Source organism: Parvibaculum sp. (genome assembly GCF_049671045.1).
Lineage (GTDB): Bacteria > Pseudomonadota > Alphaproteobacteria > Parvibaculales > Parvibaculaceae > Parvibaculum.
Genome location: NZ_JBATUH010000030.1, coordinates 1 through 25,403 on the forward strand (window position 1 = coordinate 1; position 25,403 = coordinate 25,403).

Annotated in this window: 29 protein-coding genes and 1 pseudogene; 11 read left to right on the forward strand and 19 right to left on the reverse strand. The window is 64.9% G+C overall.

The annotated features are described in order from the left end of the window. On the reverse strand, positions 1-443 hold a 443-nt coding region (locus WBG82_RS03925), incomplete at its 3' end, for a M20/M25/M40 family metallo-hydrolase (protein WP_424421647.1). Positions 444-544: 101 nt separating this feature from the next. On the opposite strand from WBG82_RS03925, the gene WBG82_RS03930 reads away from it, so the two are divergent. After that, positions 545-1,291: an alpha/beta fold hydrolase gene (locus WBG82_RS03930; protein ID WP_424421650.1), complete on the forward strand. Its 747-nt coding sequence runs from the start codon at positions 545-547 to the stop codon at positions 1,289-1,291. On the opposite strand, the gene WBG82_RS03935 is transcribed toward WBG82_RS03930, so the two are convergent. The 6 genes from WBG82_RS03935 to WBG82_RS03960 all read right to left on the reverse strand — a co-directional run bounded on the left by WBG82_RS03935 (position 1,292) and on the right by WBG82_RS03960 (position 6,811). Beyond that, positions 1,292-2,080: an SDR family NAD(P)-dependent oxidoreductase gene (locus WBG82_RS03935; protein WP_424421653.1), complete on the reverse strand. Its 789-nt coding sequence runs from the start codon at positions 2,078-2,080 to the stop codon at positions 1,292-1,294. A gap of 69 nt (positions 2,081-2,149) precedes the next feature. Next, positions 2,150-2,497 (reverse strand): PilZ domain-containing protein, encoded by a 348-nt coding sequence (locus tag WBG82_RS03940; RefSeq protein ID WP_424421655.1) that lies wholly within the window; start codon positions 2,495-2,497, stop codon positions 2,150-2,152. 74 nt (positions 2,498-2,571) lie between these two features. Beyond that, a complete protein-coding gene (locus WBG82_RS03945) occupies positions 2,572-3,435 on the reverse strand; it encodes an SDR family NAD(P)-dependent oxidoreductase (RefSeq protein ID WP_424421658.1) in 864 nt (287 codons plus the stop codon). A gap of 76 nt (positions 3,436-3,511) precedes the next feature. Beyond that, complete coding sequence (locus tag WBG82_RS03950; protein WP_424421661.1) at positions 3,512-4,306, reverse strand: enoyl-CoA hydratase; 795 nt, start codon at positions 4,304-4,306, stop codon at positions 3,512-3,514. A gap of 79 nt (positions 4,307-4,385) precedes the next feature. Continuing rightward, positions 4,386-5,924, reverse strand: coding sequence for a sulfatase family protein (locus WBG82_RS03955; protein WP_424421663.1), 1,539 nt, complete (start codon positions 5,922-5,924; stop codon positions 4,386-4,388). An 83-nt stretch (positions 5,925-6,007) separates the two neighbouring features. After that, positions 6,008-6,811 carry an alpha/beta fold hydrolase gene (locus WBG82_RS03960; RefSeq protein WP_424421665.1) on the reverse strand — a complete coding sequence of 268 codons (804 nt, stop codon included), beginning with the start codon at positions 6,809-6,811 and terminating at the stop codon, positions 6,008-6,010. A 225-nt stretch (positions 6,812-7,036) separates the two neighbouring features. On the opposite strand from WBG82_RS03960, the gene cysE reads away from it, so the two are divergent. Continuing rightward, on the forward strand, positions 7,037-7,876 hold the full coding sequence (cysE, locus tag WBG82_RS03965; RefSeq protein WP_424421668.1) for a serine O-acetyltransferase: 840 nt from the start codon (positions 7,037-7,039) through the stop codon (positions 7,874-7,876). A 97-nt stretch (positions 7,877-7,973) separates the two neighbouring features. Here cysE and WBG82_RS03970 read toward each other — a convergent pair whose 3' ends face one another. Beyond that, positions 7,974-9,257 (reverse strand): NAD(P)/FAD-dependent oxidoreductase, encoded by a 1,284-nt coding sequence (locus WBG82_RS03970; protein WP_424421670.1) that lies wholly within the window; start codon positions 9,255-9,257, stop codon positions 7,974-7,976. Between the two features lie 21 nt (positions 9,258-9,278). Beyond that, positions 9,279-9,563 carry a hypothetical protein gene (locus WBG82_RS03975; protein ID WP_424421671.1) on the reverse strand — a complete coding sequence of 95 codons (285 nt, stop codon included), beginning with the start codon at positions 9,561-9,563 and terminating at the stop codon, positions 9,279-9,281. A 121-nt stretch (positions 9,564-9,684) separates the two neighbouring features. Between WBG82_RS03975 and WBG82_RS03980 the strand changes: the two genes are divergently transcribed. Beyond that, positions 9,685-10,485 carry a glucose 1-dehydrogenase gene (locus WBG82_RS03980; RefSeq protein ID WP_424421673.1) on the forward strand — a complete coding sequence of 267 codons (801 nt, stop codon included), beginning with the start codon at positions 9,685-9,687 and terminating at the stop codon, positions 10,483-10,485. 7 nt (positions 10,486-10,492) lie between these two features. Here WBG82_RS03980 and WBG82_RS03985 read toward each other — a convergent pair whose 3' ends face one another. Then, a complete protein-coding gene (locus WBG82_RS03985; protein WP_424421676.1) occupies positions 10,493-10,639 on the reverse strand; it encodes a hypothetical protein in 147 nt (48 codons plus the stop codon). Between the two features lie 236 nt (positions 10,640-10,875). Between WBG82_RS03985 and WBG82_RS03990 the strand changes: the two genes are divergently transcribed. Further along, positions 10,876-11,088, forward strand: coding sequence for a DUF3126 family protein (locus WBG82_RS03990; RefSeq protein WP_424421678.1), 213 nt, complete (start codon positions 10,876-10,878; stop codon positions 11,086-11,088). Between the two features lie 3 nt (positions 11,089-11,091). Here the strand turns inward: WBG82_RS03990 and WBG82_RS03995 are convergent, their stop codons facing one another. Further along, the gene (locus tag WBG82_RS03995; protein ID WP_424421681.1) at positions 11,092-11,856 is read right to left on the reverse strand and encodes a hypothetical protein; all 765 of its coding nucleotides are present in this window, start codon (positions 11,854-11,856) and stop codon (positions 11,092-11,094) included. 272 nt (positions 11,857-12,128) lie between these two features. On the opposite strand from WBG82_RS03995, the gene WBG82_RS04000 reads away from it, so the two are divergent. Then, positions 12,129-12,515, forward strand: a complete 387-nt coding sequence (locus tag WBG82_RS04000) for a DUF6949 family protein (protein WP_424421684.1) — start codon at positions 12,129-12,131, stop codon at positions 12,513-12,515. On the opposite strand, the gene WBG82_RS04005 is transcribed toward WBG82_RS04000, so the two are convergent. Further along, the gene (locus WBG82_RS04005) at positions 12,499-13,563 is read right to left on the reverse strand and encodes a hypothetical protein (protein WP_424421686.1); all 1,065 of its coding nucleotides are present in this window, start codon (positions 13,561-13,563) and stop codon (positions 12,499-12,501) included. The two genes, WBG82_RS04000 and WBG82_RS04005, sit on opposite strands and share 17 nt — an antisense overlap. Positions 13,564-13,719: 156 nt before the next feature. Between WBG82_RS04005 and WBG82_RS04010 the strand changes: the two genes are divergently transcribed. Genes WBG82_RS04010 through WBG82_RS04020 form a run of 3 tightly spaced genes read left to right on the forward strand, consistent with a single transcriptional unit; the run spans position 13,720 to position 16,280 of the window. Further along, a complete protein-coding gene (locus tag WBG82_RS04010; RefSeq protein WP_424421689.1) occupies positions 13,720-14,250 on the forward strand; it encodes a gamma carbonic anhydrase family protein in 531 nt (176 codons plus the stop codon). A gap of 29 nt (positions 14,251-14,279) precedes the next feature. Beyond that, complete coding sequence (locus WBG82_RS04015) at positions 14,280-15,095, forward strand: enoyl-CoA hydratase/isomerase family protein (RefSeq protein WP_424421691.1); 816 nt, start codon at positions 14,280-14,282, stop codon at positions 15,093-15,095. 54 nt (positions 15,096-15,149) lie between these two features. Next, positions 15,150-16,280, forward strand: a complete 1,131-nt coding sequence (locus WBG82_RS04020; protein WP_424421694.1) for a hypothetical protein — start codon at positions 15,150-15,152, stop codon at positions 16,278-16,280. 16 nt (positions 16,281-16,296) lie between these two features. Here WBG82_RS04020 and WBG82_RS04025 read toward each other — a convergent pair whose 3' ends face one another. Both WBG82_RS04025 and WBG82_RS04030 read right to left on the reverse strand, forming a co-directional pair. Then, positions 16,297-16,722, reverse strand: a complete 426-nt coding sequence (locus tag WBG82_RS04025) for an FKBP-type peptidyl-prolyl cis-trans isomerase (protein ID WP_424421696.1) — start codon at positions 16,720-16,722, stop codon at positions 16,297-16,299. Positions 16,723-16,907: 185 nt separating this feature from the next. After that, positions 16,908-17,582 (reverse strand): hypothetical protein, encoded by a 675-nt coding sequence (locus WBG82_RS04030; protein ID WP_424421699.1) that lies wholly within the window; start codon positions 17,580-17,582, stop codon positions 16,908-16,910. A gap of 218 nt (positions 17,583-17,800) precedes the next feature. On the opposite strand from WBG82_RS04030, the gene WBG82_RS04035 reads away from it, so the two are divergent. After that, positions 17,801-18,577 carry an enoyl-CoA hydratase-related protein gene (locus WBG82_RS04035; protein WP_424421701.1) on the forward strand — a complete coding sequence of 259 codons (777 nt, stop codon included), beginning with the start codon at positions 17,801-17,803 and terminating at the stop codon, positions 18,575-18,577. 114 nt (positions 18,578-18,691) lie between these two features. On the opposite strand, the gene WBG82_RS04040 is transcribed toward WBG82_RS04035, so the two are convergent. The 4 genes from WBG82_RS04040 to WBG82_RS04055 all read right to left on the reverse strand — a co-directional run bounded on the left by WBG82_RS04040 (position 18,692) and on the right by WBG82_RS04055 (position 21,787). After that, positions 18,692-19,507 (reverse strand): transglutaminase-like cysteine peptidase, encoded by an 816-nt coding sequence (locus WBG82_RS04040; RefSeq protein WP_424421703.1) that lies wholly within the window; start codon positions 19,505-19,507, stop codon positions 18,692-18,694. Positions 19,508-19,834: 327 nt separating this feature from the next. Then, positions 19,835-20,338 carry an RT0821/Lpp0805 family surface protein gene (locus WBG82_RS04045; RefSeq protein WP_424421705.1) on the reverse strand — a complete coding sequence of 168 codons (504 nt, stop codon included), beginning with the start codon at positions 20,336-20,338 and terminating at the stop codon, positions 19,835-19,837. An 85-nt stretch (positions 20,339-20,423) separates the two neighbouring features. Next, the gene (locus tag WBG82_RS04050) at positions 20,424-21,128 is read right to left on the reverse strand and encodes a crotonase/enoyl-CoA hydratase family protein (protein ID WP_424421708.1); all 705 of its coding nucleotides are present in this window, start codon (positions 21,126-21,128) and stop codon (positions 20,424-20,426) included. 59 nt (positions 21,129-21,187) lie between these two features. Further along, the gene (locus tag WBG82_RS04055; RefSeq protein WP_424421710.1) at positions 21,188-21,787 is read right to left on the reverse strand and encodes a PilZ domain-containing protein; all 600 of its coding nucleotides are present in this window, start codon (positions 21,785-21,787) and stop codon (positions 21,188-21,190) included. A gap of 308 nt (positions 21,788-22,095) precedes the next feature. On the opposite strand from WBG82_RS04055, the gene WBG82_RS04060 reads away from it, so the two are divergent. Continuing rightward, the gene (locus WBG82_RS04060) at positions 22,096-23,742 is read left to right on the forward strand and encodes a choline dehydrogenase (RefSeq protein ID WP_424421713.1); all 1,647 of its coding nucleotides are present in this window, start codon (positions 22,096-22,098) and stop codon (positions 23,740-23,742) included. Between the two features lie 81 nt (positions 23,743-23,823). Here the strand turns inward: WBG82_RS04060 and WBG82_RS04065 are convergent, their stop codons facing one another. Then, positions 23,824-24,489, reverse strand: a complete 666-nt coding sequence (locus tag WBG82_RS04065; RefSeq protein ID WP_424421716.1) for a PAS domain-containing protein — start codon at positions 24,487-24,489, stop codon at positions 23,824-23,826. 452 nt (positions 24,490-24,941) lie between these two features. Between WBG82_RS04065 and WBG82_RS04070 the strand changes: the two are divergent. Then, positions 24,942-25,403, forward strand: a pseudogene (locus WBG82_RS04070) (hypothetical protein); the annotation flags it as partial.

The following is a 25,403-nucleotide window of genomic DNA, read 5'->3' on the forward strand; positions in this document are numbered from 1 at the left end:
ACGCCTTCAAAGGCGCCCTGCCGGGCCATCAGTTCCTTGCCGCCACCGCGCTCCTCCGCCGGCGTGCCGAGATAGCGCACACGGCCGGGAAGCGCATCGCCGAGCGCGCCGAGCGCCAGTGCCGCGCCGAGCCCCGTCGTCGCGATGATGTTGTGGCCGCAGGCATGCCCGATGCCGGGCAGCGCGTCATATTCCGAAAGGATCGCCACTTCCGGCGTGCCCGCGGGGCCGAAGGCGGAGGCATAGGCCGTGGGCAGGCCGAAAGCCCCGCGCGTGACCGGCAGGCCCGCGCTCTCCAGACGCGCCGTCAGCAGCCGCGCCGCCTCGACCTCGTGGAAGGCAAGCTCGGGATTTGCATGGATCGCATGGCTCACATCGATGAGCATCGGGGCCATGGCGTCGATCGCATCGCAGACCTGGCGCTTGAGAGATGAAGCCGTCATTTCCTTCCTCCCGCTATTTCCGAAATCCTAGCCGGATGCGCCTGTCCTTGCCACCCTGCGAAAGATGTTAAACTCGCCGCGAACCCGGAGGAGGACGATCCGTGCAGTATTTCGAATCCGATGGCCTGACGCTTGCCTATCGCATCGAGGGCGAGGGCACGCCGATCCTTCTCGTGCATGGCTTCGCCTCGACGCATAAGGTCAACTGGATCGCGACGAGCTGGTCGCGGACGCTGATCGACGCAGGCCACCGCGTCATCATGTTCGACGGGCGCGGCCATGGCGCGAGCGACAAGCCGCATGACCGGGCGGCCTATTCGCTCGATGCGATGGCGGACGATGTCGTCGCGCTGCTCGATCATCTGGGCGAGCCGGGCGTCGATCTCATGGGCTATTCGATGGGCGGGATGGTGTCGCTCGTCGCGGCGGCGACTTATCCCGACCGTTTCGACCGTGTGATTGCGGCGGGCGTCGGCGAGCGCCTGCTCGACAAGGGCAAGGGCTCGCGGGATGTCGTCGAGGCGCTGCTCGCCGGAGACCCGTCCGCCATCGCCGATCCCGCCGCCAGGCTCTTTCGCGATTTCGCCGACCAGAACGGGCAGGACCGCGTCGCACTCGCCGCCTGCTTCGCCGCGGTGCGCGAGGATTTCCCCGAGGAGATGCTGGCCGACATCGTCAGCCCGGTTCTGATCGTGGCGGGCGAGACGGACGAGGCGGCGGGCGCGCCGGAACCACTGGCCGCGCGCATCCGCAATGCGCGGGCCGTCGTGGTGCCGAAGCGCGACCATATGAAGACCGTCGGCGACCGCGCCTACAAGGACGCGGTGCTGAGGTTCCTCACCGAGTAATCAGCGCGCCACGAGCGGCGCGAAGCCGAGATGCATTCCGGCATCGGTGATCAGCGTTTCGCCAGTGATGTGATCGGAGCCTTCGCCCGCGAAGAACACGACTGATGTGGCGATGTCCTCGGGCGTGCCCGCGCGGGCAAGCGGCGTCGATGCTTCCTGCTGCTTCCTGATCTTCTGAAACTGCTCCTCGCCGAAGCGGTCCGAGAACCATCGCGTGCCGATGAAGCCGGGGCAGACCGCATTGACGCGGATTTCGGGCGCGAGCGAACGGGCAAGCGAAAGCGTCATCGTGTTGAGCGCGCCCTTGGAGGCGGCATAGGCGACGGATGAGCCGATGCCCGTGACGCCCGCGATCGACGAGATATTGACGACCGATCCCTTGCCCGCGGCCTTCATGTGCGGCGCGCAGGCGCGGATCATCTGATAGGCGCCGACGACATTGACCCGGTAGATGGCGAGGAAGTCGTCCGCGTTCAGCGCCTCGAGGTCGGCATGGTTTGCGAACTGGGTCGTGCCCGCATTGTTGACGAGCACGTCGATCCGCCCCCACTGATCGATGGCGGCCTTGGCGATGCGGCGGCAATCCTCGTCATTGCTCACATCGCCCTGGGCGAGAATGGCATCGACGCCTTTCGCCCTGACGGCCGCGAGCGTCTCCTTCGCTTCCTTCTCGCTCTTGGTGTAGTTGACGACGACGCGGCTGCCGCGCTCGGCGAGCTTGATCGCGACGGCGGCGCCGAGGCCCGTTGCCGAGCCGGTGACGATCGAAACCTTATCCTTGAGTGCCATGATGTCTCCCCGTGTAGCTTTGCGGGGAGTTTAACCGCTCCGGCGCATTACGCCATGGGCCGCGCGCGACTATTCGTCGGGCGGGTTGCGAAAGGCGGCGAGGATGAGCTTGTCGGTGAGGCGGTTCTGCTTCTCGGGACTTGTCGCAAGCTCGATGCAGACGAGGTCGCCGTCATGGCGGACGGCGGTGCCGCGGGCGAAGCCGACCTCGGGTACGTCGAGCGCGACATCGGCGCCGAGGGCGGGGAGCGGCAGACACTCGATCAGCGCGCCCGTCGCCGACATTTCGTGCACGATGCATTCCGTATCGACGCCGGCGAAGACGATACGCCCCTCGATCCGCGTTCCGATGCGGCGAAAGAGGCGCCGGTCGCGGCTCCGTCCGGCCAGTGCGGGTTTTTCGGGCGTGTTGGACATTGGCTCTTCCCGGAGCATCATGCTCCGGAAAGAAGCCTAGGCAGGGATGGTTTCCAAATCCTTGCGGAGCGCGATCAGGAGGGCTTCTGGTCGCCCGGAAGGGCGGCCATGAAGTCGCCGATTACCTTCTCGAAGTCGATGCGCTTGCCGAGCGAGGCCATGGGGCCCGCGGTGAGGCCGCCATCGACGGCGATCGCCTGTCCGGTGACGAAGGAGGACGCATCGCTCGCAAGGAAGAGCGCCGTCTCGGCAATGTCGTTGGGGACGCCCGCGCGCGGTGTCGGCTGGATCTTGGCCAGATGCGGCTTCATGTATTCCGCGAACTGGTCGGCGACCTGCGTGCCGAGGCCAAGACCGGCGCCGAAGATCGAGGTGGCGATGCCGCCGGGGCAGATCGCGTTCGAGCGGACGAAATAGGGCGCAAGCTCCATCGCCGCGCAGCGCGAGAAGTGATGCACCGCCGCCTTGCAGGCGGAATAGACGAGGGGGCCGAAGCCCGCCTGAAGACCGGCGACGGAGGCCGTCGAAATGATGCTGCCAGAGTTCTGCGCCTTCATGTGCGGCACGGCATATTTGTAGCCGAGCACCACGCCCTTCAGCAGTACGCCGACGGTTTCGTCGAAACCGTTCATGTCGATGTCCTGAAGCTCGCCGCCGACGCCGCCATAGCCGGCATTGTTGAACATGACATCGAGCTTGCCGAATTTCGCGATGGTGTGCTCGACGAGGTTCTTCACCTCCGCTTCCTGCGACACGTTGGTGCGGCAATAGGAAAAATTCTTTCCAAGCTCGCGTTCCATCGCCTCGCCCTTGTGATCCTGAAGATCCGCCGCGACGACCTTCGCGCCCTCCTTCAGAAACAGATCGACCGTGCCGCGGCCGATGCCGCTTGTGCCGCCGGTGATGATCGCAACCTTGCCTTCCAGCCTTCCGGCCATGTCGTTTCTCCCTGTTTGTTCTGATTGCTCCCGTTCCGCCCGGGCCTCGATTTCGCCCGGCCGGGCGGCGCGGAGATTATTTTCCCTTGAAGCGGGGTTTGCGCTTTTCCATGAAGGCGGCGCGGCCTTCGGCGTAATCCTCGCTCGCAAAGCAGCGGGCGATGAGCTGGTCGCAATAGCGCGTGTCGAAATTCTCGGGCGCCTTGCAGACTTCATCCACGATGCGCTTTGCGGTCAAGACGGTGAGCGGGGCGTTCTCCGTGATGATGGCGCAGGTGTCGCGCGTCCGGGCTTCAAGCTCCTCGCGCGCGAAGACGCGATTGATGAGGCCCATGGCGAGCGCCTCGTCGCAGGTGAAGCGGCGCGCGGTGAAGAAGATTTCCTTGGCGAAGGCGGGGCCGACCACGTCGACGAGGCGGCGCGTGCCCGAAGCGCCATAGGCGAGGCCGAGCTTCGCCGCCGGGATGCCGAAGGTCGAGCCTTCCGCCGCGAAGCGCAGATCGCAGGAAAGCGCGATGCCGAGCCCGCCGCCGATGCAATAGCCGTCGATCATGGCGATGGTCGGACGATCGGCGCGGGCGATCGTCTCGAAGGCGATGGTGGTCGCGTCCTCATAGGTCTGCACGCCCGCGGCGCTCGATCGCGTTTCGCCGAATTGCGAAATGTCCGCCCCGGCGACAAAGGCCTTGTCGCCTGCGCCCTTGAGCACGATGACGCGGATCTCGGGATCGGCCTCGAACCCGGCGATGATCGAAGGTACGGCCTCCCACATGTCGAGGCTGACGGCGTTCAGCCGCTCGGGATTGTTGAAGATCATCCAGCCGATCGCGCCGTCCTTCTTCGCGATCATGCGGGGCGTGGGGGAGGACATGAGGCACCTGCTCGTTCATTGCGTTTCCGCCATGCCTCGCCTCGCGGCGGGACATGGCGGAACATGAATAGCAGAAGCCCTATACGGGCGCGACGCATTCCAGTCGCGGATTGCGCACTGGCGGAAGATTGTCCCTCAGATCGGCGAGGAGGTCGGAACGAAGCGCGGCATAGGCGGGGTCGTCCCAGAGGTTGTGCCACTGCTGCGGATCGTTCTTGTGATCGTAAAGCTCGCCCTCCGTTCCGTCATATATCGTACCCGGCAGATAGGCGGTGATGGTGTAGCCGTCGCGATAGATGGTGCGCAGCCCCACCGTCGTGCCATCGACATGGGTGCAGTCCCATTCGGTGAAGACGCGCTCGCGCTTCTGGCGCTCGCCTTCCGCATCGCTTTGGGGCAGGGGCTTGCCCTGCATCCATTCGGCGGCGGGGAGCCCCGCGATCTCGCAGAAGGTCGGCGCGAGATCGACCTGGCCCACGGGCGCGGCGACGCTTGCCTGCGCCACGCCCGCCGACTTTGCGGGGCGCCAGATCATCGGCAGGCGCATCAGCGCGTCCACATGGTAGGGACCCTTGAAGAGCAGGCCGAACTCGCCCTGGAATTCGCCGTGGTCGGTGGTGAAGATCACATCGACATCGTCGCCCCAGCCGCGCCTTTCGATCGCGGCCATGATCTTGGCGATGGCCTCGTCGATCAGTTCGTTCTCGACATGAGTGAAGGCGTTGATCTCGCGCACCTGATCGGCGGTCATGTCCTTGGCGCGGAAGGCGGGCGGCGCCTCGAAATTGGTCACGCGCTCGCCCGTGTACCACTCCATCCAGTGGCGCGGCTTGCCGCGCAGGATCGCTTCGATCTTCTCCTTCGAGCCCGGATAGAAGTCCGGCATCGGCGTCGAGCGCCACGGATGGCGGCCGAGTTCCGATTTGGGCGGGTCCCAGGGGTGGTGCGGATCGGGGAATGAAACCCAGCAGAACCAGTCATCCTCGGCGCCGAGCCCGTCGAGCCAGGCAATGGTGCGATCCGCCACCCAGTCGGTGTGGTAATGCTCGCGGGCGATGTCGTTATAGTGAAGCTGGCAGCCCCCGCTCTCTCCGCCGCCGGCGGCGTTCACCTGAAACTTGTCATCGAGATTGCGATAGAACTTGCCGATGGCGTCGGGATCGACCTTCCGCAACCATTCATTGTAGTGAAGGATGAGCGGCGAGTGCGAGGCAAGCTCCATATGCTCGAAGCCGCGATGAGGGCCATATTCGCCGACGCGCGCCATGCGGTTTTCATAGAACTGGAGATTGAGATCGAGCATGGGCTCGAAATGAGCCTTGCCGAAAAGCGCCGTGCGATAGCCGGCTTTTTCGTGCAGATATTGCGCGACGCTCGGCGCATCCGCGGGCAGCGGCACGCCGTTCATCCAGACGCCATGGGTCGAGACGTATTGGCCGGTAATCATGGTCGAGCGCGCCGGCATGCAGACGACGTTCTGATTATGCGCGCGGGTATAGTTGATGCCGTTGGCGGCGAGGGCGTCGATCGTCGGCGTTCGGGCGACCTTCTGCCCGTTCGCGCCGATGGCGTCGAAACGCATCTGGTCGGTCGTGATGAAAAGAATTTTTCGGCCCATCGGCTCTCCTCTCGCACTCGCTCATGGTTTAATGCTTCACATTAAACATGTCCGGCCGCCGGCGCCAGCGCGTTCTCCGCGCGTCATTCCTCACCCTTGAGAAATCGGATCATGGCGGGGAATGCCTCGCGGTCCTGAAGCATGAAGAGATGGCCGCCCTCGAAGAGGCGCAGTTCCGCGCCGCGGATGCGGTTCGCCATGGCGCCCACGATTTCGGGCGGGGCGATGCCGTCATAGCGCCCGGCGCAGACAAGGGTGGGGCAGCGGATCTGGTCGAGGCGGTCCCATGTGTCGTGCCTGGCGCGCGCCTCGATCTGGCGATGGCGCCCGGCCGCCATGCCGGGTTCATCCGCATACGGATCGGCGGCGGCGAGCTCGACCATTTTCGAATATTGTTCGGGATGGGCGGCGGCCCAGGTCGCATTGTGGCGGCGATCCGAAATCGGGATCATGTGGCGCGCGCGCTCTTCGCCCTTCAGATGCTCAATGGTGTGGAATGGGTAGGACGAGCCACCCGCGCCGCCCGGCGTCGTGCAGGCGAGCACGAGCCCCTCGACCATATGGGGATGGTTGATGGCGAGTTCCTGCGCGACCATACCGCCGAATGAAACGCCGATGACGAGGGCCGAGCCCCAGCCGATCTTCTCCACCAATCGCGCGGCGTCTTCGGCATATTCGACCATCGAATAGGGTCGGTCGGGCTTCGAGGACCGGCCAAGACCGCGCTGGTCATAGGCGAGCGTGTCGAAATGTTTGGGCAGCGGGCCGTCGAAGACATTGGGCTTGAGCCTCAGATCGCCGCCCGTTCCGGAGATGAAGAGCAGCATCGGCCCTTGCCCGCTACGCTCGTAATAGAGGTCTATGTCGCCGATTTTCGCAAAAGGCATGGACGAATTTCCCTTACATTCCGGCGGTGCCGGGCCATATCATCGGCATGCGCCGCGCGGACCGAGTCGCATCGCCTGCGCGAAACCGGGCCGGAGCCGAGACGCCGGCCGGGTCCCGCGTCGCAGTTGAAACTATACCTTACCGGAATCCGTGTGCTAATTTACCGGTCTGTCGCGTAAGAAAGGGGCCCGCCCGAACCGGGCGAGGCCAGTAAGGAACGCCGCATGTCACAGCCCGTCGAGCGGAATGCCGCGGATGCACTCGCCGTTTACGATCCCGTATGGGACCGGATGCGGACGGAAGCGCAGGAAATGGCGCAGAGCGAGCCCGCCCTTGCGAGCTTTCTCCATGTGACGGTGCTCAATCATCGGCATTTCAATTCCTCGCTCGCCTATCATCTGGCGCAGAAGCTCGGAAACGTCGAAGTACGCGCCATGCAGCTTCGCGAGATTTTCGACGATGTGCTGAAGTCGGCGCCGGAAATCGGCGAGGCGGCGCGGGTCGATATCGTCGCCTATTACGAGCGCGACCCGGCATGCCACTCCTATGTGCAGCCGCTGCTCTTCTTCAAGGGCTATCACGCGCTGCAGGCCTATCGCATCGCGCATTGGCTGTGGACGAACGGACGCCGCCCGATGGCGCTTTATCTGCAGAACCGGATTTCCGATCTCTTCGCGGTCGATATTCATCCGGCGGCGAAGATCGGGCGCGGCGTCTTCATTGACCATGCGACCGGCATCGTCATCGGCGAGACGGCCGTGGTGGGTGACGACGTGTCGATGCTTCATGCCGTGACGCTGGGCGGCACGGGCAAGGAGTCCGGCGACAGGCATCCCAAGGTCCATCGCGGCGTACTCATCAGCGTGGGCGCGAAGGTTCTCGGCAATATCCAGATCGGCGAATACAGCCGCATCGGCGCGGGCAGCGTGGTTCTGCATGACGTGCCGCCCCATTGCACGGCTGTCGGCGTGCCCGCCAAGATCGTCGGCTGCGCGGGTTGCGACAAGCCGAGCCATGAGATGGATCACATCATCGACGAGGGCGGGAGCGGCGCGGGGATCTGAGGGTCATCGCCTCCCGCGCTGATAGAGCGGACCCCGGATCAAGTCCGGAGTGACGGCATGAGAACGGGCCGCACGCGCTCTCCGTCGTCCGGCCGTGTCAGGGCAGGCGGTCCTTCAGCGTGTACCAGAGCACGCCTGCGATGAGCCCCGGATAGCGCAGCAGCGTTCCGCCGGGGAAGTTCGGCACCTTGATATCAGCCATCCAGTCGAAGCGCTCGGCCTGTCCGGCGACTGCTTCCGCCATGAGCTTGCCCGCGAGCGTCGCAATGTTGAGGCCCTGGCCTGAAAAACCCTGCGCGTAAAGAATATTCGGCGCGAGGCGACCGAAATCGGGAATGCGCGGCATGGTGATGGCGAGCGTGCCGCTCCAGGCATAATCGATGCGGACATCGGCCATTTGCGGGAAGACGCGGAGCATCGGCTTTCGCACGAAGGCGGAGATGTTGGAAGGGAGGCGCCCGGAATAATTCTCGCCGCCGCCGAAAAGCATTCGCCCGTCCGCCGAGAGCCGGTAGTAGTCGATGACGAATTTCGTGTCCTGCACGCCGACATCGTCGCGGATGAGGGAGCGCGCCCGTGCTTCGCCAAGCGGTTCCGTTGCGACGATGAAGTTGTTGACCGGCATGATGCGGCCGGCGATTTCCGGCGCGAGCGAACCCAGATAGGCGTTGCAGGCGAGGATGACATGCCGGGCCGTCACCGTGCCCTTCGCGGTCCGCACGCGGGCGGGGTCGGTGCGCGAAATGTCGAGCGCGGGAGTGTGCTCGTAGATCCGCACGCCTTTCGCCAGCGCGGCGCGCGCAAGTCCCAGACAGAAATTCAGCGGATGAAGATGGGCGCCGCCCATGTCGAGCATGCCCGCGTGATAGCGCTCGGTGTCGACCATCTCGCGCATTTCCTCGCGCGGCACGAAGCGAAGCATATGGTAGCCATATTCGCGGGCCATATGGTCGACCTCATCCCGAAACCAGGCGGCTTCGCCGTGTTTCCAGCCGGCGTGAAGCACGCCCGGCTTGAGGTCGCAGTCGATGTCGTAGCGGGCGACGAGATCCTTCACGGTCGCAAGGCCGTCGGCGGCGAGGGACCAGAGACGATGAGCCCATTCGAGCCCGAGCTTTTCCTCCAGCGTCCGCTGGTCCTTGCGATGGCCCGAGCCGAGCTGCCCGCCATTGCGGCCCGACGCGCCCCAGCCGACGCGCTCCGCCTCGATCACGGTGACGGAATATCCCCGTTCGGCAAGGTGGAGCGCGGCGGAAAGGCCCGTGAAGCCCGCGCCTATGATGCAGACATCCGCCGTTTCGTCGCCGTTCAGGGAACCGAGCGCCGGAACGCCCTTGGCGGTCGCGACATAGTAGGAGGACGGATAATCTTGCGCGGGCATGAAATCTCGCGGGTTGTTGCGTCAGTCGATCTCGAACACCGTTTCTTCACTTCCGTCGGCGTGAACGTCGACAAGGTCGATGCACGCCTCCCACGGCACGGAGTCGCGCATATCCTCGAGCGCGTCCGCATCGTCCCACTCACTATAGAATGCGACGCTCTTGCCGTCAGCGGCCGTGAGCAGGCGGGCCAGACGGAAGCCCTGGCGGGGCGAACGGTCGAGCTCGCGTTCCTTGTAGGCGCGAAGCTGCGTCAGAATGTCCGAGGGTTGCGAGGTCTTGTAGCGAAGCAGATAGGCAACGGCCATTGGCTTTCCCTGAAGGTTGGAATGGTCGCAGGCTCTATAGCATGGCCCGGCGCCGCTTTCCTTCTTTGCGGAATTGGCGAGTGCGGTCAGAATGCCCGCAAAACGATAAGCGGAGACTTCTATGGGACGGGTTCAGGGAAAGGTCGCGATCGTCACGGGCGCGGCCAAGGGGATAGGCGCGGCGAGCGCGAAGGCGCTGGCGCGCGAGGGCGCGAAGGTCGTTTGCAGCGATCTCGACGAAGCGGGCGGCGAGGCGGTCGCGGCCGAGATCCAGCGCCTCGGCGGCGAGGCGATCTTCATGCGGCACGATGTCGTCGATGAGGGGCAGTGGGAGCAGGTGACGAAACTTGCCGAGGACCGTTTCGGCGGGCTCAACATCCTCGTCAACAATGCCGGCATCGCGCCGGAAGGCGGGCCCATCGAGGACAAGACGCTCGAACAGTGGCGCCATACGATCGCCGTCGATCTCGACAGTGTGTTTCTCGGCTGCAAGCACGGCATTCGCACGATCAAGAAGACCACGGCTAAGGGCGGATCGGGCTCCATCATCAATATTTCCTCGATCCTCGGCCTTGTCGGCTCCGCCAATGCCAGCGACTACAACGCGGCGAAGGGCGGCGTGAGGCTTCTTAGCAAGGCGGCCGCTCTCGAATGTGCGGAAGCCGGCTATCGCATCCGCGTCAATTCGGTGCATCCCGGCTATATCGACACACCGATGGTGCGCGGCGTCGTCGACAGAGGCATGTCGGGCATGCCCGTCAGCGGCAACGAGATGATCCAGTTCCTGACCATGCTGCATCCCATCGGCAGGCTCGGCGTCGCGGACGAGATCGCCAATACGGTGCTGTTTCTCGCATCGGACGAGTCGTCCTTCATCACCGGCGCCGAACTCGTCGTCGACGGCGGTTACACGACGCGCTAGGCCGCGCCTAGCGGTGATGGGCGAACGTCGCCGCTATGGCGGGGGCGTTCGGCCCCGTGCCGTGTGCGGGCGAGCCATGGAGCAGCGCGAAGATCGCGCTCGCCGTGAGCAGGATCGTGAAAAGCGTCAGCCATTTGAACGAGCGACGCGGCATCCGCGTTTCCTCGAAATGTTCCTGCGTGGCTGAAACATGGCACGGGCGCGCGCTTCATCCAATCGGACGAAGCGACGCAGAAGCCGGACGGGGCGGCGATCGCGTTCGCTTCCGCTTCCGCGCCTCGGCGGGCCCGATCATGGTTTGCGCGCGAGCGCGCGAGCGGTTAAAACCTCGCTATGCGGGGCGCGCCCGGACGGGCTCGCCGGCGCAGGAAACGAGGATTGGAGACGGACTTGGACAAGAACGAAATCAAGCGCATCGAAGCCTATCTGCGTGAGAAGTTCCGTCTTCCTTCGATCACGGTCACGAAGCGGCCGCAAAAGGACGACTCCGCCGAAGTGAGCATCGGCGATGAATTCATCGGCGTCATTTTCCGCGATGAAGAAGACGGCGAGGTTTCCTACGCCTTCCAGATGGCGATCCTCGACATCGATCTCCCGGATTGATCGTCAATCGGTGATCGTGCCCTCGAGGTCGCTGGGCAGGCCCGGCGCCTCGAACGAGGCCACGAGCCGGATCATCAGCTCGTCGGTCCGCTGCCACTGCGCCAGATGCGCGCGCTTGTAGCGATAGGTGAGGGCGAGGTTCTGCGAGAGCAGAAGAGTGCGCGTGCAGTTCGGGCTGGCATTGAGCGCCGTCTGCCGCTCGCAGATGAGAAGCACGATGCGCCCGTCGCTATCCTCGCCAACGAGCAGGTCCCGATCCCGGTAGCCCGTATCCTGCCGGAAGCTGAACTTCTCGAGCCCCGTCGCGTCCTTCCCGGGTTTCTCCGAGACGAGATATTTCGAGTAGATTTCCTTCAGCCGGCGTTCGGCCGGAAGCAGGTTCTTCGCGCCGTGGACCGTGAAGTAGAGCGTCGCTGACTCCGCCGAATTGTCGGCGAATTCCCGATCGCGCTCCGGCGTATAGGGCGCGAAATCCGGCAGGAGCGCGTGCATCGAGATTTCGGATTGCGCCCCGCCGGTGCGCTGCGCGGGATAGCGCGTGTAATTTTCCGGAATGAGAAAGCGCGTGCCGCCGACGACCGCCTCGATGCGCCGGGTGAGCGCGCTCGCGCGCGGATCGCGGCCGAGGATTTCCGCGGGCGTGGGGCCAAAATAATAATAGAGGAAGACCGAGGACAGGGTCAGGACCGCGAACGCGACCAGGGCCGGAAGAATCCAGGCCGGACGTTCATGGACGAGTTCGCCGCCGGATTGCTTCTGCCGTGCCAATCGCTCTCACTCCGCTCCCCGTTTCGGATGCATCTTAACGGCGCGCCCGGGCGCCGCAATCAGGGGCGCCGCGATCAGGCCCCCGCCGATGTTTCGCGCTGGCACAGAAGGGCGGCGCAATCCGGCACGAGGGCTGCGGGGCGCGCCTCCTACGCCCTGCCGGATGCTTCTCTAATAGCTTGAAATATATGAAAAATTCTTTGCCCGGACCGAGCCCGGCAATGCTGGTACGGGCCTTGCGAATTTGGCGGCATGGCGTTCGGAGGGAACGCATGGCGGCATTCGGCGCGCATTCATCTGTGCAGATTCGAGTGGCGTGGCGCGACAAGGTTTGCATGGGGCTATCGATGTCAGATTGGTGGGCGTTCTTCTTTTCAGTGGCTACGGGCTTCGTCGCGGCGGGCCTGACGGGTAGCTTCTACCGTCTGGTCACGCGCAAGCCGCCGAGCTTCCAGGTCTGGTCCGACAGCGTCTTTGGTCAGATCGGCGGGGTGGTGACCCTCGTATTCGCCGGTCCCAACGTCATTCTGCGCAACGCGCTGCGCGCTCAGGTTTTCGAACATCGCCCTCCGGCGTGGCTCCTGCTTTCCGCCCTGATCGCGATGATGTGGAGCTTCCTGTCCGGTGTCTTTCTGCTCAGCATCATCCTCGCGAGCTGACGCTTCGAGCCCGGAACCGGCGCCGAAGCGAGCCGAGGAACGCGGCGCCCACCGCCGCGGCCAGCGCCCAGCCCCAGCCGAGCGCCCAGAGGATCAGGTTCGCGACCGTCTTGAAGGCGCGCAGGCTGGTCTTGCCGGTGAGTTCGACGATACCGCGTGTCTTGGTGCCGAGCTTGCCGCTCATCTTCGTTACGTTGGCGAGGTCGTCGGTCGTCTCCACGAACTTCATGAGACGCACCGTCTCGGCCGGGCCGACAGTCTTTTCGAGCGCGGCGACATTGCCGAGCACCGGCGAAAGCTTCGCCATGGAGACGCCGTTCGCATAGTCTGCGATGGCGTGGCGCGTCGCGGCGCTGTCGGTGAGGTCGACGGTCCTCAGCGTGCCGCGGAGCTTTTCGAAGTTCACCGCTTCAGAGACGAGCCGCCCGAGGTCGCGTGTGAAGCGCGCGGTCAGCGTTCCGGCCTTCCGCGCGATCTTGAGCAGCGAAACGCCGATACGGGCCGGGATGGCGCTGCCGCCGGTCGCCACCGTCGCGGCCGTTGCGGTGAGGCCGACGACGGAGAGCCCGAGCACGAGCTGGGAATATTCCTCGCCATTGACGAGCTTCGCGCCTTCGACCCCGATGTCGCGCACATCGCCGATGACGGTGAGGTCGGAGGTGATCGCGCCCATGAAGGATGCGGTATCGTTGCCCTCGCCGGTGACGAAGCCTTCAAAGAAGCTGCCTGTGTTGCGCAGCGCCGTGCGGCCGGGCGCCTTTTCGCGGGCGAGCCGCGCCGCCGTGCCCGCTTCGATGGTCGTGCCCATGTAGTCGGCGATGTCGGCATACATGACCGCATCGTCGAAGGCGCCCTCGTCGAGCGCCTTGTCGATACGCCGGCTCAGGTCCGATCCGCTCGTCGTCTGGGCGAGCTCGGCCTTGATGAAAGGGTCGGCCGGGATGAGGTCGTCGGAGACATAGCCGTCGAGAACCCCGTTCTGATAGGCCAGCACGAAGAGCACCGGCACCAGCAGAATGAAGATCAGGATGTCGAGAAAAAGCCTCATGCCATAGCGCTCCCAGCCTTCGGACCGGGGCCAAGCTTCGGATATAGCGGGGCCGGGCGCAACCTTCCGCTGCGTCCGCCACGCAGTCTCGTCTCCGCGCCCGCCGCGTGGCATAGTCCGCGGCAAGATGAACCAACAGGATCGAGGTAAAAACGCATGGCGATTTATGCTCTGGGCGGCGTCAGGCCCCAACTGCCGGCGGAGGGCGACTACTGGGTCGCGCCCAATGCGCAGGTCATGGGCAATGTCAGGCTCGAACGCAATGCGAGCGTCTGGTTCGGCGCGGTGCTTCGCGGCGACAACGAGCTGATTACCGTGGGCGAGAACTCGAACGTGCAGGACGGCTCCGTTCTCCACACCGATCCGGGCTCAGCCCTGACGATCGGCGCCAATGTCACGATCGGCCACATGGTCATGCTTCATGGTTGCACCATCGGCGATGGCAGCCTCATCGGCATCGGCAGTATCATCCTCAACAATACGAGGATCGGGAAGAACTGCCTGATCGGCGCCAACACGCTGATCGCCGAAGGCAAGGAGATCCCGGACAATTCGATGGTCCTGGGCGCGCCCGGCAGGGTCATCAGGACACTGACGGATGAGCAGGCGGCGGCGCTCAGGCTTTCGGCGGACCACTATGTCCAGAACTGGAAGCGTTATGCGCGCGAAATGACGCCAATCGGTTGAACAAAAAACAACGAACAGGGGTGAAAGCCATGAGCAACGCAGAGAAAGCCGCGGCGCGGCCGCAGGAAGTGCTCTATGAGGTGTCGGAGCATATCGCGACCATCACGCTCAATGCGCCGGAGCGCATGAACACGATTTCCGGCCCCATGCTCGATCAGCTCACCGCGCGCCTCATCGAGGCCAATGCGGACAAGGATGTGCGGGTCGTGATCCTCACCGGCGCCGGCCGCGCCTTCTGCGCCGGGCTCGATCTGCGCGCGCAGGCGCAGGGCTCGGGCCTTCTGAGCGGCGGCGTCACCTCGACGACGCTCGATCTCAGAAACACGCCGCCGACCGTGCTCCACGAAATGGAAAAGCCGACCATCTGCGCGCTCAATGGCGGCGCGGCCGGCTACGGCATGGACACGGCGCTTGGTTGCGACATCCGCCTGATGGCGAAATCGGCCAAGCTCGCCGCCGCCTTCTGCAAGCGCGGGCTCCTGCCGGAATCGGGCGGCACATGGTTTCTGCCGCGCCTCATAGGCTGGGAGAAGGCAGCGAAGCTCATCTTCACCGGGCGCACGCTCAATGCCGAGGAGAGCGTCGAGTGGGGGCTCGCCTCGGAAGTCGTGGCCGATGAGGAACTGATGCCGCGCGCCCGCGCGCTTGCTCGCGAGATCGCGGCGAATGCGCCGCTCGCCGTCCAGGCCGCGAAGCGCATGATGCGCATGGGTCTTAACGAACCTTTCCCGGAACATGTGCATCATGTCTTCCTTCAGCTTCTGCCGCTGATGCGGACGGAAGACGTGAAGGAAGGCATGAAGGCATTCGTGGAGAAGCGCGAGCCCAATTTCACGGGCAGGTGAGCGCGGGCGTTCGAGCCTTTCCGGTGAAGGCGGGGGTGGGGTGATCATAGGGCGATGAGGTTGGTTGCGCTGCTGCCGTTCAAGGCGGGTCGTGTTGACCGGCGCGTGGCCATGCGCGGCGAGCCGGCTGACGCCCTGCGGCTCGCGCTCCTTCTTGCGGGTCTCATTGCCGCCTTCATCCTGCTTGCGGGCGCGCGCGGCGCCATGGCCGCGAGCCTCAGCGGCAATTTCAACGGCATTGCGACGGCAGCAGGCATGACGCTCAGCCTTCAGGAGACGGGCGCGCGCGTCGTCGGGCGGCTGAGCGTGCCTGGCGGCAGGAGCTATGCGCTGAATGGCGAGCGGACGGAGAAGGGCGTTCAGGGCACGCTCAGGCTCGGAGGCTCGGCGGAAGGGGTCGCCTTTTTCCGCATGGAGGAGCGGCCGCTCGGCGTGCAGTTCCTGTTCATGCCGGCGCGCGCCGACGGCAGGGCGAGCCTCGATGAGGCGCGCGAATATTCCTTCATGAAGCAGGGTGTGACCGCTCCTGCGCCGAGCCGCTTTCTCGCCGCGCCCGGCCCGCAGGAGAAAGTCGGCATCGTGCGTTTCGTCGATGAATACAGACTCTGGTCGCCGCGCGACGTCGCGCGCATCTATGCCTCGCTCGATGAGCGCAGCCAGGGCCTCGTTCAGCTCTACGATCACGCCTCGGCCGATATTCTGTGGCGGGTCTGCGCCGCGTCATCGGAAGGCGAGGCCGTGCCCGATGAGGTGATGCACGAGCTTCTCGACCGTCAGCAGACGGATTGCGCGTCCTTCATGCCGCTGGCGGAAGCGGCGCGGAAGGGTGGGCTCTTTCACGAGTTCGAGCGCCGGGCGCGATTTCAGTTCGAGATCGTCCGGGAGACGGTTCTGTGCAATCGCGGCGAGTCGACGCCCGAGAAATGCGCCGATGTGAGCGCGCTTGGCGCCCCGATGATCGTTCACTGGCGCGACGCATCGTCGATCATGCGCGAGCTTGCGGGGCTTTCCCGCCGCGCGCCGGACGATATGACGGACACGGAGCGGGTGGCGGCGGAGCGGCCTCCCTTGCGTGCCACGATCGTCGATGTGCAGGACGCCAACGCCAGGACCGTGATGTCAAAGGATTTCATGGCGGCGAAGCGGCGCGGGGTCCGGCTTCCACTGCCGAACCCGCGCGGCTAGGCGCCGGGAGCGCCGGTCAGTTGATGCCGACAAGCTCGATCGCGAAGGTCAGGTCCTCGCCCGCAAGCGGGTGATTGGCATCGAGCCGGGCCATCTCGTCGGTGAGGCTCGTTACCACCAGCGCGATTTCGCGGCCATCGCCGTTGCTCGCCGTCAGCCTCATGCCGAGAAAGAGTTCAAGCTCCGGAGGAAGCTGCGAGCGGGGAACATCCTGCGCCAGGCGCGGATCGCGCTCGCCATAGGCTTCGGCGCTCGGGATGGTGAAGGTCTTGGATTGGCCGATTTCCATTCCGACGACCGCATGCTCGAAACCGGGAATGACCGCCGCGCCGCCAATGACGAATTCGATCGGGTCGCCGTCGGCGCTCGAGTCGAAAACCGAGCCATCGCTCAGCGTGCCGGTGTAATGCACCCGGACGGTATCTCCGTTGCCTGCTGCCACGGGACAATGCCTTTCTGCGCCTGGGAGCCGGCCTTGCTGCGCATTGCAAGAGGCAGCCCCGCGCGCGGTTCGTTTGAAACAAAAAAGGCCTTCAGAAGCATCTCCGAAGACCCGTAGCCCATGGCGCGAAGCCTATCACCCTTTTCGGGACGCCGTCACCCTCGCAGCGGGGCTCGCGCGCAATGTCAGAAGGGACGGCGCCACACGCGGCGGATCTTCGCGTCCGTCTCGGGGCCGAAATTGCACCAGGCCGTGCGGTCGCGCGTCGCATCGACGATGAACATGCTGTCGGTCTTGCCGATATGCTGGCTGAGATCGTTCAGCAGTCCGGCCGCCGTGCCGTTGGTGTTCACGCACCAGACATTCGGCGCGAGCTTGTAGGCCGGCCCGAGCGACATGATCGCCTGCTCGAGCGCGCCCGCATAGCGCGCCTTGATGTCCATGACGACGATGAAATTCGATGTCTCCGGCTGGCGGCGGCGGTCGATCTGTCCCTTGGCGGAGCCATAGGCGGGGCGGCTCTGCGGCCGCGCGGCGTCGGTTGCCTCGCTGGTCGCGGGTTGCGCGCTGGCGGGCGCGGCGGAGGAGGCGTCGGAAGCAGGAGCGGGAGACTGCATCTCCGCGAAGATTTCCGCGAAGACAGGGATGGAAGCTGCGTGTTGCCAGTCTTCGGCGCCGGGAGCCGCGCCCTCGGGGGCGATCACGCTTTGCGCGATGACGCGGCCCTCGGCGATGTAGCTCCTCATCGCTTCGAAGGTGTAGGGTCCATATATGCGGTCTGCATATTTCAGGAGCCAGCGTTCGCCGCCCGGCGTGGTCCTTGCTGCTCCAGCACTGGAATACTTTTCAGGTCCAGCCATTGCCATCCATGAACTTGCTTCATCGTCCGGCTCTATACGCCGACGCGAATCGGCACAGCCCAGTGTGGGACACTTTTTCGCCTTGACCAATAAGACGTTCTCGTTAACGCGACGTCAACAGCGCGATGCTTGCCGCCTCCCGCCCGAGCGGGCAGAGTCGCCCGCGAACAGTGGCTCGTGCGTCCGGTGCGCGGGCCGGCGACAAAATGGGGAAGCGCATGACCACTGAGCATTGCAAGGCAGAGCGGGACGGGCATCTGCTCGTCGTTACCATAAACCGCCCGGAGCGCATGAATGCGCTGCATCCGCCGGCGAATTTCGAACTGGCGAAGATCTTCGACGATTTCGCAGCCGATCCCGAGCTTTGGGTGGCGATCATCACGGGCGCGGGCGACAGGGCCTTCAGCGCCGGAAACGACCTCAGATATCAGGCGGAAGGCAACAAGATCGAGGTTCCGCCCTCGGGCTTTGCCGGGCTGACGGCGCGCTACGATCTCAACAAGCCGGTCATCGCGGCGGTGAACGGCGTCGCCATGGGCGGGGGCTTCGAGATCGCGCTTGCCTGCGACCTCATCATCGCCTCGGAAAATGCCGTCTTTGCGCTGCCTGAGCCGAAGGTCGGCCTTGCGGCGCTGGCGGGCGGGCTTCACCGTCTCCCGCGTCAGATCCCGCTCAAGCAGGCCATGGGCATGATCCTCACCGGACGGCAGGTGCCGGCGAAGGAGGGCAAGGAACTCGGCTTCGTCAACGAGGTTGTTCCGCAGACGGAACTTCTGGCGGCAGCGAAGCGCTGGGCCGGGCTCATCATGGAGTGCTCGCCCATGTCGATCCGCGCGTCGAAGGAGTCCGTCTATCAGGGTCTCGATGAGGCGAACCTTCAGGCCGCCGTCACAGGCAAGTATCCCGCCGTTTCGGCGCTCTTCCGCAGCGAGGACCTGATCGAGGGTCCGCGCGCCTTCGCCGAGAAGCGCAAGCCGCAGTGGAAGGGCCGCTGAGGGCAGAAAGTCGAATACCGGTCCTGCCGTGTGGGGAGCGGCAGGACCGGCCTCGACAGGACCGGGCTCGGGGGGAGAACCCGGTCGGGGGTAACTGGCGGCGATGACCGCCTTCTATGCGCTCGGCGGCGTCGGCGCCGGTTTCTTTCCGCCATGCGGTGAGGCGGGCGCGCCGCTTTCATCGGCGAGGCTCGGCCGCAGCGGGTTTGCGGTTTTCAGCGCCTGATTGCCGCCAACGGGTTTCGCGGTGGCATAGGGCAGCGGCGAGCCGAGCGGCGGCACGCGTTCCCGCGCCGCGACCTCGAAGCGCGACGGATCGAGTGTGACCCAGATATAGGGGCGGCGCGCCGACTGGCGCTTCACCCATTTGTAGGGGGCCTCGTTCCAGGCGAGGATCGTCCGGATCTTGTTGTCGAGAATGTAATCGCCCTTGTCGGTGGCGACCGTCAGAACGGCATGGCCGTCGCCATTGCGTTCGCGCACGACGGTCAGCAACAGGCTCTCGGCCGGCCAGCCGCGCTCGATGAGCTTTCTGCGCTTGAGGAGAGCGAAATCCTCGCAGTCGCCGCCGCGCGAATTGGGATAGGCCCAGTATTCGACGGCGCCGTAATTCTCGCTGTCCTCGATCTGCCTGACCTTGCGGTTCACGTCGTCATTGATGTCGTTGAGCTCCGTCCAGCGCGCGGGCGTGAGCTCGGCCTCGCGCGGGGCGTCGGTGCCCCCTTCGCAATCGGCGCTGTTGCGCAGGCAGAAGGCGACATAGCCATAGGGCGGGCTGACCTGCGGGCCCGTGGGCATATGGGGGGCAGCCGTCTTCGCTGCGCCGCCAAGGCGCGTGCTTCCCGAATGCCCGATGCTGCCCGTCGACTGGCATCCCGCCAGCCAGAGGGCCGCGCCCGCCGCCGCCGCGAGCAAGAAAAACCGTCTCACTTCCACCGCCCACAATCCTGTCGCAGCAATGCTTGCGTGCTGCGGGGGAAAGATTGGCAGGGAGGGATTTTCTCGCGCTTAAGCCGGTCGCGTGGATTTTACGAAAATACGACGACCTTTTGATTCAAATTTTCAGCGAAGTTTATCGAAGGGCGCCGCCGCGCTGCCGGCTTCGAAATTCCGCAATTCGAATCAAGGGATTGCAGGCACGCGCCCGGCACATCCATCCTTGAGCGGACGAAAAGCGGCGGAGCGGCAGGGGACCGCGACGCCGAAAAATTTTTCAGGCGTCGCGGGACCGCGAGCGGGGTGTGAGGCGCTAAGGCGTCAGCTGACGATCTTCCAGCTTCCATCGGGCTGCTGGCAGGCCGTGCCGTAGCCGCGCTCCTGCTTTCCGCCGACATAGATCGTCTGCTGGAATTCGCGGCAGTACTGGCCATTGTTCGAGTTGTAGCTGCGAACCGGCTTCACGTCGCCATAGGTGCCCGAGTCGGGATTGCGCCAGCTCACGGGCTGGCCGGAATCGAGGCTGCGAACGGTGCTGTTGCCCAGATAGGTCTGGTCCTGGCAGGAGAGCTGGGTGGCGAGGTTGTTGCCGATGAGGCCGCCCGCCAGCGCGCCGCCGATGGTCGCCAGCGTCTTGCCGGAGCCGCCGCCGATGGTGGAGCCGAGAAGGCCGCCCACCACGGCGCCGCCGAGCCCGCCGATAATGCCGTTGGTGCTCGTCTGGCTGCAATCGGCCCTGGCCGTGCCGGGCATCGCCGCGAGGCCCAAGGCCAGAAACAGGGCGAGGGGGAGAGCCTTCATCCGTGTGAGTCTCGGAAACCGCATTTCAATCCTCCGGATATCCATCTGTCGCCCCCCAGCGCCTCGTGAACTCCAAGGTCCGCGATGAACCAGAAAACCCGGCTCTTCGTCAACCGGCAGCCCCATCGAAGGTCCGCGAATCGTCGCCGAGCGTATCCCGGATGAGCTTCACCGTCGCCGCTCGCTCCTTGCGCTTGGTGTTACGGAAAGCCGGCTGGGGGAGGCCGGCGAGCTCGCTGGCGCGCGCGAAGGCGGTCTCGGCCAGCGTGCCGGCAGGGGCCGTCTGGTCGAGATAGCCGACCTGCACGGCCTCGACGGGATTGTAGACCCGCGCCTGCGTCACCGCCGTCGTGAAGTGGTTGCGGGCGAGGCGGTCGCGCGCAAGCTCGATGCCGAAGATCGGCAAGGTCATGTGGATCGCGACTTCCGGCAGGCCGATCTTGAAATCGCCCTCGGCGCCGATGCGAAGATCCGCCGACAGAAGCAGGAGGCCGCCTGCGGCAAGCGCATGGCCCGTGCAGCCCATGACGATGGGAAGGGGGTGCGTATAGAGCTTGAGGAGCAGGTTCGCGCCGGCCGTCACCAGCGGCGTCACATGCTCCCGGCCGGAGGCCATGACCTTGAGGTCGAAACCCGCGCAGAAGCGGTTTTCGCGCCCGAGCAGGAGGACGGCGCTGGCTTCCTTTTCCGCGCGGTCGAGCGCGGCGCTGATCGCGTCAATCATCGGATGGCCGAGCGCATTGGCGCGGCCGTCATCCATGGTGAGGACGGCAACATTCCCGCGCAGTTCGTATTTCAGTATCTGGTCGCCCATGGCCCGCTCCGGTCTGGCTTGCGTTTCGAATCGCAGTCTAGACGGTGCGGAATTCAGTGTCAGCCGAAGGGGCGGGAAATGGCGCTCACACGCTCGGGCATGTCGGTGAATTCGATCGCGATGCCCTCGACCGTGTGCCGGACGATGCGGCCGTTCATGCGCCCGATCGAGACGCTCATGCCAATGGGGGCGCGAAGCTCGGTTGCGACGTTGGCGCCGCCGAGCGACATGTCGACGATGCGGCAGGGCGCCGTGCGCCCGTCGCTCAGGGTGAGGACGGAACCTTCCTCGATCCCGGCGTCCTGCGGCGCGTAGCGCGGGAAGATGCGGCGGCGTTCGGCGGCGGCCTTTTCGCCGCCCTTGGCGTAGAGGGCGAGGCGTTCGGCCACGCGGTCGCGGCGCGGGCCGGTCAGGGCCGTCTCGATGGCGAAGCCGTCGTCGAAGTGACGGACGACCGGGCCTTCGAATCGGCCGAAATCGTCGAGATAGATGATGAGGTGCGAGCCCAGCGGCACCTCGACCTCGGAAATGAGCGCGATGCCCGCAAGCGACATGTCGCGGATCGAGCAGGCATGCTCGGCTCCGTCGGGTGCAAGGAAACGCCCTTTCACACTCACCGGAACGCGCGGATAGCGCCGACGTTCGTGTTGGTCGCTCATGATCTTCTTCGCTCAGCCTTCCGCGCCAATGGTGAAATAGGGCGATTGCGATTATGAAGAATAGGGGCGCAGGGTTAACGAAAATTTATCGCAGGCGCCGGATTGGGGGCAGATTTTCTTGAGATTGCCTCGATTTGGCGGCTTCGGGCAAAATTGACGCTTGCGTCAGCTTTCATGATTGCTGACTATTCACCGAAAATCAGACCATCGAGGGCAAGGCGGGCGCCAGGCGGATGTCTTGGAACGGATGAGCGCCAACACACGCCTCCTCGACGGCTCGAACAATCAGGAAGCAGCCGGGAAACATCATGAGTGATTTCGACTATATCATCATCGGAGCGGGCAGCGCGGGCTGCGTCCTTGCGAATCGTCTTTCCGAGGATCCGCAGAACAAGGTTCTGCTGCTCGAGGCCGGCGCGAAGGACTCGAACTTCCTCATTCACATGCCCGCCGGCGTCGGCAAGCTCATCGGCACCGAACTGGTCAACTGGTACTATTACACCGAAGGCCAGCCGCATCTGAACAACCGCAAGCTCTTCTGGCCGCGCGGCAAGGTGCTTGGCGGCTCGTCCTCCATCAACGGCATGATCTATATTCGCGGCCATGCGCGCGATTACGATCTCTGGCGCCAGCTCGGCCTCGAAGGCTGGGGCTTCGCCGACGTTCTTCCCTATTTCCGCCGCGCCGAAGGCAATGAGAACGGCGACAGCGCCTTCCATGGCGGCGACGGCCCGCTCGGCGTCAGCAACGCGCGCAAGACCAATGTGCTCTTCGATGCCTTTGTCGAGGCTGGAAAGCAGGCCGGGCATCCTTATACGGATGACTTCAACGGCCCGCAGCAGGAAGGCGTCGGCCCCTATCAGCTGACCATCAAGGACGGCAAGCGCTGCAGCGCCGCCGTCGGCTATCTCGTGCCCGCGCTCAAGCGGCCGAACCTCAAGGTCGAGGTCAAGGCGCTCACCTCGCGCATCCTGTTCGACGGCAAGAAGGCTGTCGGCGTCGAATATGTCCAGGACGGGCAGCGCAAGACGGTGAAGGCCGCCCGCGAGGTCATCCTGTCGGGCGGCGCGGTCAACACGCCGCAGGTGCTGATGCTCTCCGGCATCGGCGCGGCCGACACGCTGCAGAAGTTCGGCATCGATGTCGTGGCCAATCTGCCGGGCGTCGGCCAGAACCTTCAGGACCATCTCGACTGCACGGTCATCGCGGAGTGCAAGCAGCCCATCACGCTGCACAGCCAGATGAACCCGTTCCGCCAGATTCTGACGGGCATGCAGTACACCTTCTTCAAGAGCGGCCTTGCGACATCGAACGGCCTGGAATCGGGCGCTTTCCTCAAGACGCGGCCGGAACTCGAAATCCCGGACATTCAGCTCCACTTCGTGGCGGCGATGATGCGCGATCATGCGCGCCTCAAGTCCGACCGGCACGGCTTCACCGTCCATGTCTGCCAGCTTCGCCCGGAGAGCCGCGGCTATGTGTCGATCAAGTCGACCGATCCGGCCGATCATGCGCTCATTCAGCCGAACTATCTCGCCGCCGAGACCGACCGCCGCGTGATGCGCGACGGCGTGCGCATGGTGCGCAACATTCTCGCGCAGCGGGCGATGGACCCCTATCGCGGGCCGGAGTTCTGGCCGGGTGCGGACAAGCAGAGCGATGAGGAGATCGACGCCTGGATTCGCGAGACGGCGGAGACGATCTATCACCCGGTCGGCACGGCCAAGATGGGCAACGATCCGATGGCCGTCGTCGATGCCAAGTGCCGTGTCCACGGCATCGAGGGCCTGCGCGTCGTCGACGCCTCGGTGATGCCGACGCTTGTCGGCGGCAACACCAACGCGCCGACCATCATGATCGCGGAGAAGATTTCGGACGACCTTCTCGGCCGCGCCATGCTTGCGCCCGAGAATGTGACGATCGCGGAAGATCGCCGGGGCAGCGCGGCCGCCTGAGCCGCCTCGACCCGCACGAATGAAGAAGGCCGGCGATGGGCTTCCCCGTCGCCGGCCTTTTTCGTTTCCGGCTTCCCGGTTCTATTTGCGCTCGTCGCCCGTCTGGGCCGCCTTGACCAGGCGCAGATAGGTCCGCTCGCCCCGCAGCGGCGGGCGCTGATGCGTGAAATTCCCGATGGGGGTCGCAATCACCGGCGGCTTTTCGCGCACGATGCGGCGGGCGGTTTCGATGGCGCGCTCGCGGCGGGGCATACGTTCCGGATCGACGATCTGCATGCGGTCGATCCACTGCCGGGCGAAGAGGCGCTCGCCGATCCATGCGAACTGATCGACTGGCACCGCGGCGCCAAGGATGCGGGTGATGGCGCCATTGTCCTGCGCGAGCGGCAGCAGGATCATCTCGAAAGTCGCCTCGCGGTGGTCGTTGGTGGTGGCGGTATATTCGACGATGGCCGCGCTTGCATTACGCGTGACGGCATGGAGCGCGTCTCTCAGGCTTTCATGACAATCGTCCTGCCACATGGAGAGGATGTTGTGGCCGCGAAACTCCATGCCATAGACGCTGCAAAGGCCGGTACCCGCGAGGCGGAAGGCGAAGGCGTCGCCGCTCTGCCGCTCGAGGATGAAGACATGGGGCAGCACGCGCCTGATCGCGCCCGGCTCGATCTCGCTGCGCAAAGGAGCGGGACGACCCGCGCGAATGGTGTTCCAGTAGTCGAACAGCGCCTGAATGGTCTTGTGCTTCATTCTCTTCGTCCCCTGCCGCGCGGTTTCTCGCCCGGCGGGGTCTCCCCCTCATCCCTGGCGGCACGAGCCGCAGGGATTGCCCCCTTGCGAGAATGCTAACTCAATCGAAGCCGGCCGTCCCGTTTTGGGTCGGCCTTGTGATCTGTCCTTCCGAGGGCCTTGCGTTCCGCTGCGATACAGCTTCCGCCCGGCAATCAGCCGACACGGGCTACACAGCAGAAAGCGTGCCATGCCTTGGCGGGTTTCGGTCGAGGGCATAGGAGGGAGCGGCGGAGGATTTTTGGAAATGATCCCTGCTTCAAGGGGTTAGTGCGTTCTCGCTCTTGCCGTTTCGTCCGTATGCGGCTGCAACCCGCCGAGGCGGTGTCGTTGCGGCATGGCTTTCGCATTCATGGGGCATGCGCGCCCGAACGGCGCATGAGAACGTGCCCTTGCGGGCCAGGAGTGCAAGGATGAAACAATCGACCCCCTTCTTCGCGACGGTCGCACTGGCCTTCGTCATGAGCGTCGGCTTCTACGGGCTCACGGGTGCTGCGCCGGCGCAGGCTTGCGGCGGGGGCTGCGAGACGCCGCCTCCGCCTCCGCCGCCCGAGGATTGCGGCTGCGATGATGGTGGCGGCGGGCATCATGGCGGTGGGCGCGGCGGCGGCACCGTCATCAACAAGAATCACAACGAGAATTACAACAAGAACTACAACAAGAACACGAACACCAATACGAACACGAATACCAACATCAATACGAACACCAATAACGTGAACGTCACGGTGAATACAGGCGTCAATCTCAGCGCGTCCGCCATCGCCAATGCGAACGCCAATTCCAATGCCAACCTTGCCGCCGGTGTCGCGGCGCGGGCTTCGGGCGCCGGGCGCGGCGGGTCGGGCGGCAGCGGCTTCGGCATCGGCAATGGC

Bases quoted from the DNA above. Each gene is read 5' to 3' on its own strand.
- WBG82_RS04005 (WP_424421686.1), bottom strand. From the start codon at position 13,563: ATGAGGCTTTTTCTCGACATCCTGATCTTCATTCTGCTGGTGCCGGTG.
- WBG82_RS03935 (WP_424421653.1), bottom strand. From the start codon at position 2,080: ATGGCACTCAAGGATAAGGTTTCGATCGTCACCGGCTCGGCAACGGGC.
- WBG82_RS03940 (WP_424421655.1), bottom strand. From the start codon at position 2,497: ATGTCCAACACGCCCGAAAAACCCGCACTGGCCGGACGGAGCCGCGAC.
- WBG82_RS04035 (WP_424421701.1), top strand. From the start codon at position 17,801: ATGACCACTGAGCATTGCAAGGCAGAGCGGGACGGGCATCTGCTCGTC.
- WBG82_RS04055 (WP_424421710.1), bottom strand. From the start codon at position 21,787: ATGAGCGACCAACACGAACGTCGGCGCTATCCGCGCGTTCCGGTGAGT.
- WBG82_RS03975 (WP_424421671.1), bottom strand. From the start codon at position 9,563: ATGGCCGTTGCCTATCTGCTTCGCTACAAGACCTCGCAACCCTCGGAC.
- WBG82_RS04015 (WP_424421691.1), top strand. From the start codon at position 14,280: ATGAGCAACGCAGAGAAAGCCGCGGCGCGGCCGCAGGAAGTGCTCTAT.
- WBG82_RS03980 (WP_424421673.1), top strand. From the start codon at position 9,685: ATGGGACGGGTTCAGGGAAAGGTCGCGATCGTCACGGGCGCGGCCAAG.
- WBG82_RS04050 (WP_424421708.1), bottom strand. From the start codon at position 21,128: ATGGGCGACCAGATACTGAAATACGAACTGCGCGGGAATGTTGCCGTC.
- WBG82_RS03945 (WP_424421658.1), bottom strand. From the start codon at position 3,435: ATGGCCGGAAGGCTGGAAGGCAAGGTTGCGATCATCACCGGCGGCACA.
- WBG82_RS04030 (WP_424421699.1), bottom strand. From the start codon at position 17,582: ATGGCTGGACCTGAAAAGTATTCCAGTGCTGGAGCAGCAAGGACCACG.
- WBG82_RS03955 (WP_424421663.1), bottom strand. From the start codon at position 5,924: ATGGGCCGAAAAATTCTTTTCATCACGACCGACCAGATGCGTTTCGAC.
- WBG82_RS04000 (WP_424421684.1), top strand. From the start codon at position 12,129: ATGGCGGCATTCGGCGCGCATTCATCTGTGCAGATTCGAGTGGCGTGG.
- WBG82_RS03950 (WP_424421661.1), bottom strand. From the start codon at position 4,306: ATGTCCTCCCCCACGCCCCGCATGATCGCGAAGAAGGACGGCGCGATC.
- WBG82_RS03970 (WP_424421670.1), bottom strand. From the start codon at position 9,257: ATGCCCGCGCAAGATTATCCGTCCTCCTACTATGTCGCGACCGCCAAG.
- WBG82_RS04020 (WP_424421694.1), top strand. From the start codon at position 15,150: ATGAGGTTGGTTGCGCTGCTGCCGTTCAAGGCGGGTCGTGTTGACCGG.
- WBG82_RS03985 (WP_424421676.1), bottom strand. From the start codon at position 10,639: ATGCCGCGTCGCTCGTTCAAATGGCTGACGCTTTTCACGATCCTGCTC.
- WBG82_RS04010 (WP_424421689.1), top strand. From the start codon at position 13,720: ATGGCGATTTATGCTCTGGGCGGCGTCAGGCCCCAACTGCCGGCGGAG.
- WBG82_RS03960 (WP_424421665.1), bottom strand. From the start codon at position 6,811: ATGCCTTTTGCGAAAATCGGCGACATAGACCTCTATTACGAGCGTAGC.
- WBG82_RS04065 (WP_424421716.1), bottom strand. From the start codon at position 24,489: ATGAAGCACAAGACCATTCAGGCGCTGTTCGACTACTGGAACACCATT.
- cysE (WP_424421668.1), top strand. From the start codon at position 7,037: ATGTCACAGCCCGTCGAGCGGAATGCCGCGGATGCACTCGCCGTTTAC.
- WBG82_RS04045 (WP_424421705.1), bottom strand. From the start codon at position 20,338: ATGCGGTTTCCGAGACTCACACGGATGAAGGCTCTCCCCCTCGCCCTG.
- WBG82_RS04060 (WP_424421713.1), top strand. From the start codon at position 22,096: ATGAGTGATTTCGACTATATCATCATCGGAGCGGGCAGCGCGGGCTGC.